12 protein-coding genes are annotated in these 13,211 nt (G+C 71.8%); 8 read left to right on the plus strand and 4 right to left on the minus strand.

Annotated elements, in window-relative coordinates:
• Nucleotides 1-171: 171 nt before the first annotated feature.
• Together O2L01_RS00260 and O2L01_RS00265 are read left to right on the plus strand one after the other, a co-directional pair.
• Nucleotides 172-2,076 carry a GTP-binding protein gene (locus O2L01_RS00260; RefSeq protein WP_270119353.1) on the plus strand — a complete coding sequence of 635 codons (1,905 nt, stop codon included), beginning with the start codon at nucleotides 172-174 and terminating at the stop codon, nucleotides 2,074-2,076.
• 14 nt (nucleotides 2,077-2,090) lie between these two features.
• Nucleotides 2,091-2,834, plus strand: coding sequence for a GNAT family N-acetyltransferase (locus O2L01_RS00265; protein ID WP_270119355.1), 744 nt, complete (start codon nucleotides 2,091-2,093; stop codon nucleotides 2,832-2,834).
• 219 nt (nucleotides 2,835-3,053) lie between these two features.
• Here the strand turns inward: O2L01_RS00265 and O2L01_RS00270 are convergent, their stop codons facing one another.
• Both O2L01_RS00270 and O2L01_RS00275 read right to left on the minus strand, forming a co-directional pair.
• Entirely contained in the window at nucleotides 3,054-3,521 is a 468-nt protein-coding gene (locus O2L01_RS00270) for a hypothetical protein (RefSeq protein ID WP_270119357.1), read from the minus strand.
• Between the two features lie 36 nt (nucleotides 3,522-3,557).
• A complete protein-coding gene (locus tag O2L01_RS00275; protein ID WP_270119358.1) occupies nucleotides 3,558-4,187 on the minus strand; it encodes a GNAT family N-acetyltransferase in 630 nt (209 codons plus the stop codon).
• A 173-nt stretch (nucleotides 4,188-4,360) separates the two neighbouring features.
• Here O2L01_RS00275 and O2L01_RS00280 point away from each other — a divergent pair, with 173 nt between their 5' ends.
• The 4 genes from O2L01_RS00280 to O2L01_RS00295 all read left to right on the plus strand — a co-directional run bounded on the left by O2L01_RS00280 (nucleotide 4,361) and on the right by O2L01_RS00295 (nucleotide 9,433).
• Nucleotides 4,361-5,542, plus strand: a complete 1,182-nt coding sequence (locus O2L01_RS00280) for an NAD(P)/FAD-dependent oxidoreductase (protein WP_344469069.1) — start codon at nucleotides 4,361-4,363, stop codon at nucleotides 5,540-5,542.
• Nucleotides 5,539-5,796: a (2Fe-2S)-binding protein gene (locus O2L01_RS00285; RefSeq protein WP_270119362.1), complete on the plus strand. Its 258-nt coding sequence runs from the start codon at nucleotides 5,539-5,541 to the stop codon at nucleotides 5,794-5,796. Before O2L01_RS00280 ends, O2L01_RS00285 begins: the two co-directional genes overlap by 4 nt.
• The gene (locus O2L01_RS00290) at nucleotides 5,793-7,166 is read left to right on the plus strand and encodes an NAD(P)/FAD-dependent oxidoreductase (RefSeq protein WP_270119363.1); all 1,374 of its coding nucleotides are present in this window, start codon (nucleotides 5,793-5,795) and stop codon (nucleotides 7,164-7,166) included. Before O2L01_RS00285 ends, O2L01_RS00290 begins: the two co-directional genes overlap by 4 nt.
• A gap of 152 nt (nucleotides 7,167-7,318) precedes the next feature.
• Nucleotides 7,319-9,433 carry a beta-galactosidase gene (locus O2L01_RS00295; protein WP_270119365.1) on the plus strand — a complete coding sequence of 705 codons (2,115 nt, stop codon included), beginning with the start codon at nucleotides 7,319-7,321 and terminating at the stop codon, nucleotides 9,431-9,433.
• 232 nt (nucleotides 9,434-9,665) lie between these two features.
• Here the strand turns inward: O2L01_RS00295 and O2L01_RS00300 are convergent, their stop codons facing one another.
• Nucleotides 9,666-10,556, minus strand: a complete 891-nt coding sequence (locus O2L01_RS00300; RefSeq protein WP_270119367.1) for a sigma-70 family RNA polymerase sigma factor — start codon at nucleotides 10,554-10,556, stop codon at nucleotides 9,666-9,668.
• Between the two features lie 267 nt (nucleotides 10,557-10,823).
• Between O2L01_RS00300 and O2L01_RS00305 the strand changes: the two genes are divergently transcribed.
• Nucleotides 10,824-11,213 carry a DUF4267 domain-containing protein gene (locus O2L01_RS00305; RefSeq protein ID WP_270119369.1) on the plus strand — a complete coding sequence of 130 codons (390 nt, stop codon included), beginning with the start codon at nucleotides 10,824-10,826 and terminating at the stop codon, nucleotides 11,211-11,213.
• A gap of 49 nt (nucleotides 11,214-11,262) precedes the next feature.
• Nucleotides 11,263-11,781, plus strand: coding sequence for a GNAT family N-acetyltransferase (locus O2L01_RS00310; protein ID WP_270119371.1), 519 nt, complete (start codon nucleotides 11,263-11,265; stop codon nucleotides 11,779-11,781).
• Between the two features lie 123 nt (nucleotides 11,782-11,904).
• On the opposite strand, the gene O2L01_RS00315 is transcribed toward O2L01_RS00310, so the two are convergent.
• On the minus strand, nucleotides 11,905-13,200 hold the full coding sequence (locus O2L01_RS00315) for an MFS transporter (protein ID WP_270119372.1): 1,296 nt from the start codon (nucleotides 13,198-13,200) through the stop codon (nucleotides 11,905-11,907).
• Between the last annotated feature and the right edge of the window lie 11 nt (nucleotides 13,201-13,211).

Here is a 13,211-nt window from a genome sequence, read left to right on the forward strand (position 1 = left end):
CCGGAATGCTAGCGGCCCCCGCGCTAATTCGCTTGCACGGGCCTTGCTGCGGTTCTACCCTCGGGCAATCGTCGGTTCGACGTGTCCGTCCCCGCCAGAAGGAGATCGCAATGCGCCAAAACTCGGAGTGCTTCATCAGCTTCCAGTCGATCTCACTCTCGAGGACTTGCATTGTCGTATCTCAATCTGGGGATTCTCGCCCATGTCGACGCCGGTAAGACCAGCCTGACCGAGCGGCTGCTGTTCAACGCGGGCATCATCGACCGCGTCGGCAGCGTCGACTCCGGCAGTACGCAGACCGACTCCATGGACCTGGAGCGGCGGCGCGGGATCACCATCCAGTCGGCGGTCGTGGCGTTCCAGTTGGACGGCCTCACCGTCAATCTCATCGACACCCCCGGTCACACCGACTTCATCGCCGAGGTGGAGCGGGCCCTTCGCGTGCTCGACGGCGCGGTGCTGGTGGTCTCGGCCGTGGAGGGCGTGCAGGCGCAGACGCGTGTCCTGTTCCGCACCCTCGAACGGCTCGGGGTACCGACGCTCCTGTTCGTCAACAAGGTCGACCGCCGGGGTGCGCGCGAAGCGGACCTGCTGCGGGACCTGGCCGAGATGCTGAGCCCCAGGCTGCTGCCGATGGGGACGGTCCGCGAGATCGGCTCGGGCGGGGCCTCGGTGGTGCCGTTCGCGTTCGGCGATGCCGAGTTCGCGGAGCTGGCGGTCGAGATGCTCACGGCGGGCTCTGACGAGTTCCTGGCCGCGTACCTCGACGATCCCGAAGCGCTCGACTGCGAAGCGGAGCTGGCGGCTCAGGTGCGGTCGGGCAAGGCGCATCCGGTGTTCTTCGGGTCGGCCGTGACCGGCGCGGGGGTGGCGGCGCTGACCGAGGGGATCCGCCGGTATCTGCCGGTGCCGCAACGGGATCCGGAGGGGGAACCGGTCGGGACGGTGTTCAAGGTCGAGCACGGCGCGGCGGGCCAGAAGGTCGCGTACGTCCGGTTGCACAGCGGCCGGATCGCGCCGCGTGAGCAGCTCACGACGTACCGGCGGGTCGACGGGGCCGTGGTGTCGTTCGAGGGCAAGGTGACCGGCGTCGAGGTGTTCGCGACCGGGACCGAGACGGTGATGGCCGTGGCCGAGCCGGGCAGCATCGCGAAGGTCAAGGGCCTCACCGAGGTCCGCATCGGCGACGCGATCGGTTCGGAGGAGGCGCTGGCGAGCGGCGGGTTCTTCACGCCGCCGACGCTGGAGACGGTGGTGCGCCCGGCCGAGCCGGGCGACCGGATCCCGTTGAACCGGGCGCTGCTGAGCCTGGCCGAGCGCGATCCGCTCGTCGACCCGCATTTGGACGAGCTGTCCGAGGAGATGGCGGTGCGGCTCTACGGCGAGGTGCAGAAGGAGGTCGTGGCCTCGCTCCTCGATGAGGAGTTCGGCATCGCCGTCGAGTTCGAGGAGACGCGCGCGATCCACGTCGAGCGGCCGCTCCGCACGGTCGAGGCGCTGCACGAGATGGGGCCTTGGCAGCAGACGCCGCACCTCGCCACGGTAGGGCTGCGGCTCGAGCCGGGCGAGCCCGGTTCGGGTCTGCACTACGGGCTCGAGGTGGAGCGGGGTTCGCTGACGCGGGCGCTGCGCAACGCGGTGGAGGAGACCGTCCACAAGGTCTTGAAGCGAGGCCTGTGCGGCTGGGCGGTCACGGACTGCCGGGTGTTGCTGACCGCGACCGGGTACATCGGCCGTGCGAGCACGGCGAACGACTTCCGGGCGGTGACCGCGTTCCTCCTGGATCTGATGCTCAAGGAGGCCGGGACCGAGGTCTGCGAGCCGGTCAACAGCTTCAACGTGGAGTTCCCGGCCGGGACCGGCAACGCGGTCCTGAAGACGCTCGGGGAGGCCAGGTCGAACATCAAGGGCCAGTTCTCGACCGAGACCACGGGCTACGTCTCGGGGTTCATGCCGACCGAGGCCGTGCACGGTGTCGAGCGGCGCCTGCCGGGGATCACCGAAGGGCTGGCGCTGTTCACGACCGAGTTCGCGGAGTACCGGCCGGTCTACGGCACCCCGCCCAGGCGCGGCTAGGAGAGCGGGAGCAATTGGAGATCAAGCAGATCGAGGACCGGTGGGAGGCCCGCCACGGTGAGCGTCTGGCCGGGACCGCGCACGTGTGGGACCGCCCGGACGGCAGGCGGTTCGCATGGTTCGACCCGATCGACGCGGAGCTGATCGCGGCGCTCTGCGACGTGATCGGCGTCGAGCGGCCGGTCCACACGCTGGCCGATGCGCACGAGCGGGGATTGCATCGGCGGCTTGAGGCAGCCGGTTTCGTGGGCGAGCGGTACGAGCACGACTGGACGCTGCCGGTCGCGACGGCGGCCGGGTGGGATGACTTGCCGCTTGCCGGGTTCACGATCGGTTCGCCCGAGACGTTCGGGATGGACGCGGTGCGGCGCTTCGACGACGAGATCCGGGCCGATATCCCGGGGTTGCGGGGCTGGCGGTCGGATGCCGGGTTCTGGGCAAGCGAACACGCCGAGGCCTACGATCCGACGGTCTATCCGGTGGCGTGGGACCCGGAGGCAGGGCGGTTCGCGGGGATGGTGCGGGTCTGGATGGGCGATGCGGGCCCTCGGCTGGGCCTGGTGGCCGCGGCGCGGCCGTATCGCGGGCGAAGGGTCGCAGCGGCGCTGCTCGGCGTGGCGTTCCGGGTGCTGCGGGAACGCGGGCACACGAAGGTCGCCACCGAATGCGATGCGGCGAACCCGGGTTCCAAAGCGCTGCTGGAGAAGGCGGGAGGCGCGATCGTAGGCGGGACGATCGAGTTCGTGCGGCACCCGTGACCGACCACTGCAGGCGAAGCGGGAGGCGGGTCGTGGCGACCTGCACGCCCGTGACCAGGAGCGCCCGCGCGGGCCATTTCGGGCCGCGTTCGACCGCCGGGTCGCGGGACGCTTCGTTCGATCGCATGTTCCCCATGCTGTTCACGCCATGCCAAGGGGGTCCTGACAGGACGTGGTCGCGGTGCTGCGCCCGATGCCGCGATCGGACTCGGACGGCGCTCACGCCGAGGGCAGCGGGGCGCGGTCGCGTTTCGGCCGTGCCGGGCGGCGCGGGAGGCGGACCGTGGCGAGGGCGATCAGGAGGTTGCCGCCGATGAAGACCGGCAGGCCGGGGAGTTCGAGGCCGCGGGTGGCCGAGAAGAACGGCGCGAGGAACGCGGCCGCGCACAGCAGCGCCGGCAGCGCGTAGAGGCCGTACAGCGGCATGCGCATCCGGGACGCGACGAACATGCCGACGATCGCGCCCACGACGGGCGCCCCGAGCACTCCCATGACGATGTACTCGAACCCGGCCCAATCGTCGGGGCCTTCCGAGGTGGCGTTCGATGCGGGGATCAAGAAGAGCGCGAAGACGGCGGCCGCCGCCAGGACCTGCAGCGCCGTGATCGCCAGGGCCCGGCCGAGCCGCGCGGGCCAGCGCGGGCTGGTGCCGGCGTCGAGGTCGGTGAGCGGGTGGTCCGATGGCATGTGCGCAAGCCTAGCGGCGTCCCGCCACGCCGGCGCTCACCCGCGCCGCTCGCGGATGCGGGCGAGGCGCTTCTCAAGGGCCGCTTCGGTTTCAGGCCATTCGTCGCGGGTGATGGAGAAGATGGCGGAGTCGCGGAGGCGGCCGTCCTCGCCGGGGGCCCAGGAGCGGGACCAGTTGCGGAGGACGCCTTCGAACTTGGCGCCGGCGGCGGCGATGGCGGCGCGGGAGCGGGCGTTGCGGGCGTCGGTCTTGAGGTCGACGCGTTCGACGCCGAAGCCGGTGAAGGCGTGGCGGAAGAGCAGGAGTTTCGCTTCGGCGTTGAGGCCGGTGCCCTGGGCGGAGGCGGCGAGCCAGGTGAAGCCGACTTCGATCGCGTAGAGGCCGCGGTCCGGGAGGTAGCGGGGGTCCCAGTAGGCGGTGGCGCCGACGGCGCGGCCGGTGGCGAGGTCGATCTGGGCGTAGGGCGCGAGCCTGCCCTGGGCGCGGCGTTCGAGTTGCTGGTCGATGTAGTCGCCGACTTCGGCGGCGCGCGGGACCCACGTGAAGCCGAACGGGTCGCGGTCCTCTTCGGCGGCCGCGGCGAGGTCCGGGGCGTGGTGGTGGCCGAGGGGTTCGAGGCGCACGCGGTCGCCTTGGAGCACGGGGCCTTCGAGCAGGGGTTCCATGGGGCATCGGTCCTTCGTCGTCGCTGCCGAAAGGGTAGGCGGCGCGGGGTGCGGGCCGCCGCCGGGTTTTCACGATGCGGGAGGGTCCGGTCGGCGTGCGGACCACCGTGTAGGCGGGGCCGGGCGCGGGCATACTCTCTGATCGAGGGAGTTCTGAGGGGCAGGTGAGTCGGATCGAGACCGCTGACGTCGTCGTGATCGGGGCCGGGATCATCGGTGCCGCGTGTGCCGAGGCGCTCAGCGCCGAGGGCATGCGCGTCCTCGTGGTCGACCGTGGCGCCCCCGCCGGGGGGACCACGGCCGGTGGCGAGGGGAATGTGCTGCTGTCCGACAAGGCCCCCGGTCCGGAACTGGACCTGGCCGTCGCCTCGCGGCGGCTGTGGCCCGAACTGATCGAGCGACTGCGCGCGGAGCTCGGGGACGAGGCCGCGCGGGTCGAGTGGGAGCCCAAGGGCGGCTTGGTGGTCGCGACCGACCAGGACGCGATCGGGCCGCTCGCGATCCTCGCGGAGGCGCAGCGCGCGGTCGGCGTCGAAGCGGTCGAATTGACGCGCGGCGAGGCCCGCGCGATGGAGCCGCACCTGAACGAGCGGGTCGTCGGTGCCGTCCACTACCCCGGGGACGCCCAGTTGCAGCCGGTGCTGGCCGCGACGGCGATGCTCACGGCCGTGCGGGCGCGCGGCGGCGAGGTGCGCGGCGGGGCCGAGGCGCACGGCCTGATGTTCGACAGGTCCGGGAAGGTCGCCGGCGTGCACGTCGGCGACGAGACGATCGCCTGCAGGGCGGTCGTGAACGCGTGCGGGCCGTGGTCGGGGCATTTCAGCGCCGCCGCGGGCGCGCCGATCGAGGTGCTGCCGCGCCGGGGCATGGTCCTGGTGACCGCCCCGCTCCCCCATGTGGTGGGCCGCAAGGTCTATGCCGCCGATTACGTTGCGGCCGTGGCGAGTTCAGATGTGGATCTGCAGGTGTCGGCGGTGGTCGAGTCGACCGCGACGGGCACCGTGCTCATCGGGTCGAGCCGCCAGCGCGTCGGGTTCGACGAGGCCCTGCAGGTCGAGGTGCTGCGCCGGCTGGCCCGCAGCGCGGTGAAGCTGTTCCCGGTGCTCGCGGGGGTGCCGGTGATGCGCACGTACGGCGGGTTCCGGCCGTACACGCCCGATCATCTGCCGGTGATCGGCGAGGACCCGCGGTTCCCGGGCCTGTGGCACGCGTCCGGGCACGAGGGCGCGGGCATCGGCCTGGCCCCCGCGACGGGGCGGCTGCTGGCGGATCTGATGTGCGGGCTGCCGCCCGGAGTGGACCCGACGAGATTCAAAGTGGACAGGCCCGCGGTGATGGCGGAGGTGCGGACGTGAGAGTGCGGTTCGACGGCGTGGAGGTCGAGGCCCACGAGGGCCAGACCGTCGCGGGAGTCCTGCTGGCCAAGGGGATCCGCTCGTGGCGGACCACCAGGGGCGGGGACCGGCCGCGGGGCCTGTTCTGCGGCATCGGGGTGTGCTTCGACTGCCTCGTGAACGTGAACGGCGTGCCCGATGTGCGGGCGTGCCAGCGGGTGGTCGCCGAAGGCGACGACATCCGCACCCAGGCCGGGGCGGAGCTGCCGTCATGAGGCGCATCGTGGTGATCGGCGCGGGACCGGCGGGCCTGGCGGCCGCGAACGCCGCTGCGCTGCACGGGGTCGAAGTCGTCTTGATCGACGCGGGCGCGAAGCTCGGCGGGCAGTACCACCGGCAGGACGCGCTCGCGGCGGGCGACAGGTTCGAGCTGCCCCGGAACGTCGAGCATGTGGCGAACGCGGCCGTGTGGGCTATCGAGCCGGTCGACGGCGGGCACCGCGTGCACCTGCGGGTGGGCCCGGCCGACGGACCGGACCGGAAGGGGCGGGCCGTGGAGGCGCGGGCGCTCGTGCTCGCCACGGGCGCTTACGATCGCGCGCTGCCGTTCCCGGGCTGGGACCTGCCGGGCGTGTTCACCGCCGGTGCGGCGCAGGCGATGGCGAAGGGCCAGGGCGTCGCGGTCGGCGACCGGGTCGTGGTCGGCGGGACCGGGCCGTTCCTGCTGCCGGTGGCGGCCTCGCTGATCGGCGCGGGCGCGCGGGTCGTGGAGGTCGCGGAGGCGAACGCGGCGGTGACCGGATGGCTGGCGAACCCAAAGGGGGCGCTGGCGGGCTGGTCGAAGACCGGTGAGCTGATGCGGTACGCGGGGACGCTGGCGCGGCACCGGGTGCCGTACCGGTCGCGCACGGCCGTGATCGAGGCGCACGGCAGCGACTGCGTGGAGTCGGTGACCGTGGCGCGGCTCGACGCGCTGTGGAACCCGGTGCCGGGTTCGGAGCGGCGGCTCGAGGCGGACGCGGTGGCGGTCGGGTTCGGGTTCACGCCGCAGTTGGAGCTGGCGCTGGCGGCGCGGTGCCGGGTCGAGGACGGGTTCGTGGCTGTCGATGCGGTGCAAGGGACTTCGGCTCCGGGCGTGTTCGCGGCCGGGGAGTTGACGGGCATCGGCGGGGCCGAGCTGGCGGCGTCCGAGGGCGCGGTCGCGGGTGCGGCGGCGGCGAAGTTCGTGGGCGCGGCGGTCGAGCCGCCGGTGCGGGCGATGGCGAAGGTGCGGTCGGGCCGGCGGTTCGCGGCGGCGCTGAACGCGGCGTACCCGGTGCGCTCGGGCTGGCACGACTGGCTGCGCGACGACACGATCGTGTGCCGGTGCGAGGAGGTCACGAAGCGCGCGCTGTTCCGGGCCGTGGACGAGCGGGACGTGGGCGCGGTGCGCTCGCTCAAGCTCGTGAGCGGGGCCGGGCTGGGCCTGTGCCAGGGCCGGGTGTGCGGGCGGAACGTGGCCGAGCTGGCGGGCGTGGACGCGACCGGGTTCGCCAAGCGGCCGATCGCGTCGCCGATCCGCTTGGCCGAACTGGCCGAGGAGGAGCCGGTGGAGTCGCCGATCGACGCGGAGGAGTCGGGCCGGGCGCTGGGCGTCGAGTACTAGACACGAGCAGGTCGAGGAGCCGTCCGCCGGTGCGGGCGGCTCTCGGCGTCTCCGGGGCCGCTCGTGGAAGCGGCGCGCTCGGATTGAGGGTTGACATACGCTCCCGAGGTTGCGTACGGTACGCCTGACTACGTAGTCATAAGGAGCCGCAGATGAGCAACTGGCCGAACCCGATCCTGTTCGGGGCCGCGTACTACTTCGAGTACCAGCCGGACGCCGCCGAAGGATTCGACACCGAGGCCGCCCGCGCGCGGCTCAAGAACGACCTCGACCTCATGGTCGAAGCCGGCTTCTCGGTGATCCGCGTCGGCGAGTCCGTATGGAGCACTTGGGAACCCGAGAACGGGCAGTTCGACCTCGACTGGCTGCAGCCGGTCCTCGACGGCGCCCACGAGCGCGGCATCGCCGTCATCCTCGGCACCCCCACGTACGCCGTCCCGCCGTGGCTCGTGCGCCTCTACCCCGAGATCGCCGGCGAGCACCGCACCGGCCAGCGCTTCAACTGGGGCGAGCGCCAGGAGGTCGACTACACCCACGCCGCGTTCAAGTTCCACGCCGAGCGGGTCATCCGCAAGATCCTCGCGCGCTATGCCGACCACCCGGCCGTGATCGGCTACCAGGTCGACAACGAGCCGGGCCTGCGGATCTACCACAACGAGGGCGTCTTCCAGCAGTTCGTCGACCGCCTGCGCCACCAGTACGGCGACGTCGAGACCCTCAACCGCGAATGGGGCCTGGTCTACTGGTCCCACCGGCTCGCCACCTGGGCCGACCTGTGGCGGCCCGACGGGAACGCTCAGCCGCAGTACACGCTCGCCTGGCGCAGGTTCCAGGCGGACCTGACCACCGAGTTCATCGGCTGGCAGGCGGACATCGCCCGCGAGTACGCGCGCGAGGACCAGTTCGTGACCACGTGCATCTCCTACTCCCGCCCCGGGATCGACGACCCCTCGCTCACCGCGGGCCTCGACGTGACCGCCGGGAACCCGTACTACGCGATGCAGGACGGCCTCGCCATGCCGGCCGAGGACAGCGGCAGCGCGATCGACTGGAACACCAAGGGCTCCTGGGCGCTCTACCACTCCGCCGACCGCATGTACTCCTCGAAGCAGGCGCCGTACCTGGTCACCGAGACCAACGCGCAGGCCATCGGGATGCCGTGGTGGAACGAGCCGGCCTACGACGGGCAGTGGCGCCAGTGCGCGTGGGCGCTCGTCTCGCGCGGCGCCTCGATGATCGAGTACTGGCAGTGGCAGACCCTCCACTTCGGAGCCGAGACGTACTGGGGCGGGGTGCTCCCCCACAGCCAGCGGCCCGGGCGGACCTACCGCGAGCTGGCGCAGATCGGCAAGGAGCTGCGCAAGGCCGGCACGGCCCTCGACGGCCTCGTGCCCGGCGCGGACGTCGCGATCCTCTACTCCAAGCGCAGCGAGTGGGCCCTCGCCGCCGAGCCGCAGATCCAGAACGACGACGGCGGCCCCGAGCACCGCTCGTTCGAGGCGATCCACGGTTCGTTCTATCGCAGCGCGTTCGACGCCGGCCTCCAGGCGCGGATCGTCCACACCAGCCAGCTCGGCTCGCCCGAGGAGGCCGCCGCGGAGTACCCGGTGCTCGTCGCGGCCGGCCTGTACGCCGAGGACGACGCGATGCTCGACTGGCTCACCGCTTACGCGGCGGCCGGCGGGCACCTGGTCGTCGGTCCGCGCACCGGTTACTCCGACGAGGAGGCCCGCGCGCGCCTGGACGTGAAGCCCGCGCGGCTCACCGAGGCCGCCGGGGTCTGGTACGAGGAGTTCGCGAACCTCACCGGGGAACTCCCGGTGCAGGCCGCGGCGGGCTCGCCGCTGGAGTTGGAAGCCGGTGCGGCGGCGGTGAAGTGGGCCGACGGGCTCTATGCCGAAGGGGCCGAGCCGCTCGCCGAGTACGTGCACCCGCACTACGGCAAGTTCGCGGCGGCCGCGACGAAGGCGCACGGCGCGGGCCGCGTGACCTACGTGGGCACGATCCCGAACCCGGCCTTCGGGAAGTCGCTGTTCAAGTGGATCGCTCCGGCGAACCCGTGGCACCCCGAGCACCCGAGTGTGACGGTGACCAGCGGCGTCACCGGTGACGGCCGCACGGTGCGGTTCGTGCACAACTGGTCGTGGAACGAGGTCGACTACCCGCTCCCGGCGGCGGCGACCGACGCGATCGACGACTCGGCCCACGAGGCGGGCGCTTCCCTGCGCCTCGGCCCGTGGGACGTGAAGGTCCTCATCGAGCAGTAGCGAGTGGTCGGTGGCCGGCCTCAGTGAGGAAGGCCACCGACCATCTCGGGCCGCGAACGGCCGGAAATGTCGTACCCCTCTGCGACCGTTGCATAAGGGCACTTCTTCCCGGGCGCCAGAGGCGTCGCCCCTGCCCGGAAACGTCGGGCAGGCCGTACCGTGCTCCGGGCAGCCGTCGGCAGCGGCGGTCGCGACCATCAAGTCGCCCTTGGGTTCCGCTCGAGAGTCGCGCTCAGGCCTCGGTGGGCGCGAGGTCCAGCGCCGCGATCGCGGCCGGGTCGTTCATGATCTCGATGCTCGCGATCCTGCCGTCGACCACCGCGAACGACAGCACCGAACGCGGTGTCCCGCCCGGCGCCCACATCGCACCCGCGAGCCCGTCGACCAGCACGGTGACCGCGTCCCTCGCCTGGCCGTTGAAGATCTTCGCCACCGCAGAAGCCCCGATGACCTCGCGCCCCGAGAAGCCGGTCGCGACCGCGTCCGCGTCGGCGACCACGGTGATGCCCGGGTCGAGCACCGCCAGCAGGTCCTCGAAGCGGCCCTCCCGGGCGGCCGCCAGGAACGCGTCGACCACCGACTTCCGCTGCGCCGCATCACGATCCGCCGCCGCGCGATTGCCCTCGCGCACCCGCCGGCGCGCCCGGCTCGCGAGCTGACGCGTCGCCTCCGGCGTGCGGTCCAGGACCGGGGCGATGCGGTCGAACGGCACGCCGAACAGGTCGTGCAGCACGAACGCCACCCGCTCGGCAGGGCCGAGCGCGCCGATGACCACCTGCAGGGCCAGTCCGACCGAGTCGGCCATGACCGCGTCGGACTCCGGATCGCCGCCCGCGTTCGGACCCGCGGCCAGCGGCAGGTCGGATTCAAGCGCGTCCTCGCGGCGGGTCCGCCGCGAGCGCAGCAGGTTCAGGCAGACCCGCGAGACGACCGTGGTGAGCCAGCCGCGCAGATTCTCCACCTCGGCGGTGTCCGTGCGGGCGAACCGCATCCACGTCTCCTGCACGGCGTCGTCCGCGTCCCCGGAGCTGCCGAGCATCCGGAAGGCGACAGCCCGCAGATGCTCGCGGTGCTCCTCGAAGCGCTGCACCGGACTGTGCTCAAAAACGACGCCCTCGCTCATCTCATCCTCCGCTCGAAACCCCACGACTCTACTGACCCGGCCGCGAGAGGAAACGTGACAAGACCGGGCGAAAGCCGAGGTCGGAGCGCGTGAGCTGTCGCACGCGACGGCCAGGCCGGGGTTCCGTTGGGGGCGTGGGCGATCGGCGGGAGACCAGCGTCGCACCCACGATCGCTAGCAGCGCTAGATCTCCGGGCAGACGTGTGCTAGCGTCTTACTCAGACCTAGCAACGCTAGATTTCCTGCCCTTGCTTAAGGAGTTCCCCCATGGCCCGTCGCATCACCGCCAACGTCCTCACCTTCATCGTCGCTCTCGGCATCATGTACGTCGGCGTCTCCTACATGCTCGCGCCCGCCGCCACCGCGTCCGACTTCGGTTTCCACACGCCGCCCACCGGGGCCGCGGCCGACATGCTCACCGTCAAAGGCGTGCGCGACTTCATGACCGGCGTCATCCCGCTGACGCTCCTCGCCCTCGGCCAGCGCCGGGCGCTCGGCTGGGTCCTGCTCTGCGAGGCCCTCATCCCGATCGGCGACGGCAGCATGATCCTCCTCCACGGCGGCAGCGTCGCCACCGCGTTCGCCGTCCACTACGCCACCGCCGCGCTCGTGATCGTCGCCGGCATCCTTCAGCTCCAGGTCGCACGGCGTTCCTAGCGCGCGCAAATCCGTTGCGGGCGTTGTGATCGGCTGTGATACTCGGCCGATGACAGTGATCAGACGCGAAATCGAGGGCGACGCGCCCCTCATCCACGCCCTTCACGACGCCGCCTTCGCCACCGTCGAATACGCCTCGGGCACCGAGGCCGCCATCGTCGACGCACTCCGCGCCGGCGAGGACTGGGTGCCGCAGCTCTCGCTCGTCGCGGAGATCGACGGGAAGCCGGTCGGGCACGTCGTGTGCTCGTACGGGCGGCTCGGCGAAGAGCGCATCCTCGGCCTCGGCCCGATCGGCGTCGATCCCGAGCTGCACGGCAAGGGCGTCGGCTCCGCCCTCATGCACGCGGCGATCGCCGCCGCCGACGCGATGGGCGAGCCCGCGATCATCCTGCTCGGCGACCCGGGCTACTACAGCCGCTTCGGTTTCGAGCTCGCCGCGCGGTACGGGATCGAACCGCAGGAAGCCGCCTGGGCTCCCGCGTTCCAGATCCGCACGCTCGCCAACTGGCGCGACGACCTCCGCGGGAAGTACGTCTACTCCCCCGGCTTCGACGCCCAGAACTGAGCCGCCCCGGCGCGGACCGGTACAAGAGCGGCCCCCTGGGATGCGATCCCAAGGGGCCGCTTCGCCGTCCGCGCCAGGGGCTCGCGGACCCGTCGCGAGCGGGCATACCTCGCGCGCTTCCGATCAAGCGGCCACAGGGACGGGTTCGGGCTCCGGGCTCGGGAGCTCCCGCAGGTTCCGCAAGGGCGAGAAGAAGACCGGGAGGAACGCGGTGCAGACGCCGATGGCGGCGATCCACAGCGTGGTCCGGGCGCCGAGGGCTTGGCCCAAGGCGCCGCCGAGCAGGGCACCGACCGCGTACGCGCCGTAGACGATGAAGCGCACTGTCGCGTTCATGCGGCCGAGCATCCGGTCCGGTGTGAGGCGCTGGCGGAAGCTCACCTGGGTGACGTTGTAGACGACGCCGCCGATGCCGACGAACGTCATCGCGGCCGCGCCGACCCAGACGCCCCAGCCTGGTTCCGCCAAGGGGATGAGGACGATCCACGGCGAGGTCGCCGCGACCGAGATCCACACGACGCGGCCCTGGCCGAGCCAGCGGGTCGCCGGGCCGACGACGAACACGCCCGCGACGCCGCCGACGCCGAAGAGCGCGAAGAACAGGCCGATCTCGCCGGGCGTCAGGCCCATGTCGCGGGGCAGGAAGACCACGATCATCGCCATGAACGCGCCCATCCAGAAGTTCCAGGAGCCGGTGCAGGCGATGATCGCGGCGAGGATGCGGTTCTTGAAGACGAACCGCAGGCCGTCCTTGACCTCGGTCGTGATCCGGGAGCCTTGGGCGGTTTCGGGTCGGGGCTCGCGGCGGCGGATGCGGAGCAGGAAGAGGGCCGAGGCGCCGAGCGCGACCGCGTCGAAGGCGAGCGCCACGGGTGCGGTGAGCCAGGCGATGAGCTGGCCTGCGAGGACGGGGCCGCCGAGCTGGGCGGTGGAGCGGACGGTCTCGAGCTTCGCGTTGCCCTCGACGAGCTTGTCGCGGCCCACGAGGTGCGGCAGGTAGCTCTGGTAGGAGACGTCGAAGAAGACGGTGAAGGCGCCGATCACCAGGGCGACGGCGTAGAGCTGCCAGATGGTGAGCGTCTCCGTCCACCAGGCGATCGGGACGCTGAGCAGGACGGCGGCACGGACGACGTCGCTCACGATCATGACGCGGCGGCGGCGCATCCGGTCCACCCAGGCGCCGGCGGGGAGTCCGATGAGGACGAACGCGATCATGGTCATGGAGGAGAGCGCGCCGACCTCGAGCTCGCCGGCGTCGAGCGCGAGGACCGCCGCGAGCGGCAGCGCGAGCGAGGTGATCTGGTAGCCCACCTGGGCGACCGTGGTCGAGAGGAAGAGGTCGCGGAAGTCGCGTTCGCGGAGGAGGCCGAGGCGGTCACGCCGTTGAGGCACGGCGACGCCGTCACCGAGGGAGATCATGCGATTGAGTA

This window comes from Glycomyces lechevalierae (genome assembly GCF_027622945.1).
In the GTDB taxonomy this organism is placed as follows: domain Bacteria; phylum Actinomycetota; class Actinomycetes; order Mycobacteriales; family Micromonosporaceae; genus Glycomyces; species Glycomyces rutgersensis.

Excerpts from the sequence above, each read along its gene's own strand:
- O2L01_RS00270 (WP_270119357.1), bottom strand. The coding sequence starts at position 3,521 with ATGCCATCGGACCACCCGCTCACCGACCTCGACGCCGGCACCAGCCCG.
- O2L01_RS00275 (WP_270119358.1), bottom strand. The coding sequence starts at position 4,187 with ATGGAACCCCTGCTCGAAGGCCCCGTGCTCCAAGGCGACCGCGTGCGC.
- O2L01_RS00290 (WP_270119363.1), top strand. The coding sequence starts at position 5,793 with ATGAGGCGCATCGTGGTGATCGGCGCGGGACCGGCGGGCCTGGCGGCC.
- O2L01_RS00295 (WP_270119365.1), top strand. The coding sequence starts at position 7,319 with ATGAGCAACTGGCCGAACCCGATCCTGTTCGGGGCCGCGTACTACTTC.
- O2L01_RS00300 (WP_270119367.1), bottom strand. The coding sequence starts at position 10,556 with ATGAGCGAGGGCGTCGTTTTTGAGCACAGTCCGGTGCAGCGCTTCGAG.
- O2L01_RS00305 (WP_270119369.1), top strand. The coding sequence starts at position 10,824 with ATGGCCCGTCGCATCACCGCCAACGTCCTCACCTTCATCGTCGCTCTC.
- O2L01_RS00310 (WP_270119371.1), top strand. The coding sequence starts at position 11,263 with ATGACAGTGATCAGACGCGAAATCGAGGGCGACGCGCCCCTCATCCAC.
- O2L01_RS00315 (WP_270119372.1), bottom strand. The coding sequence starts at position 13,200 with ATGATCTCCCTCGGTGACGGCGTCGCCGTGCCTCAACGGCGTGACCGC.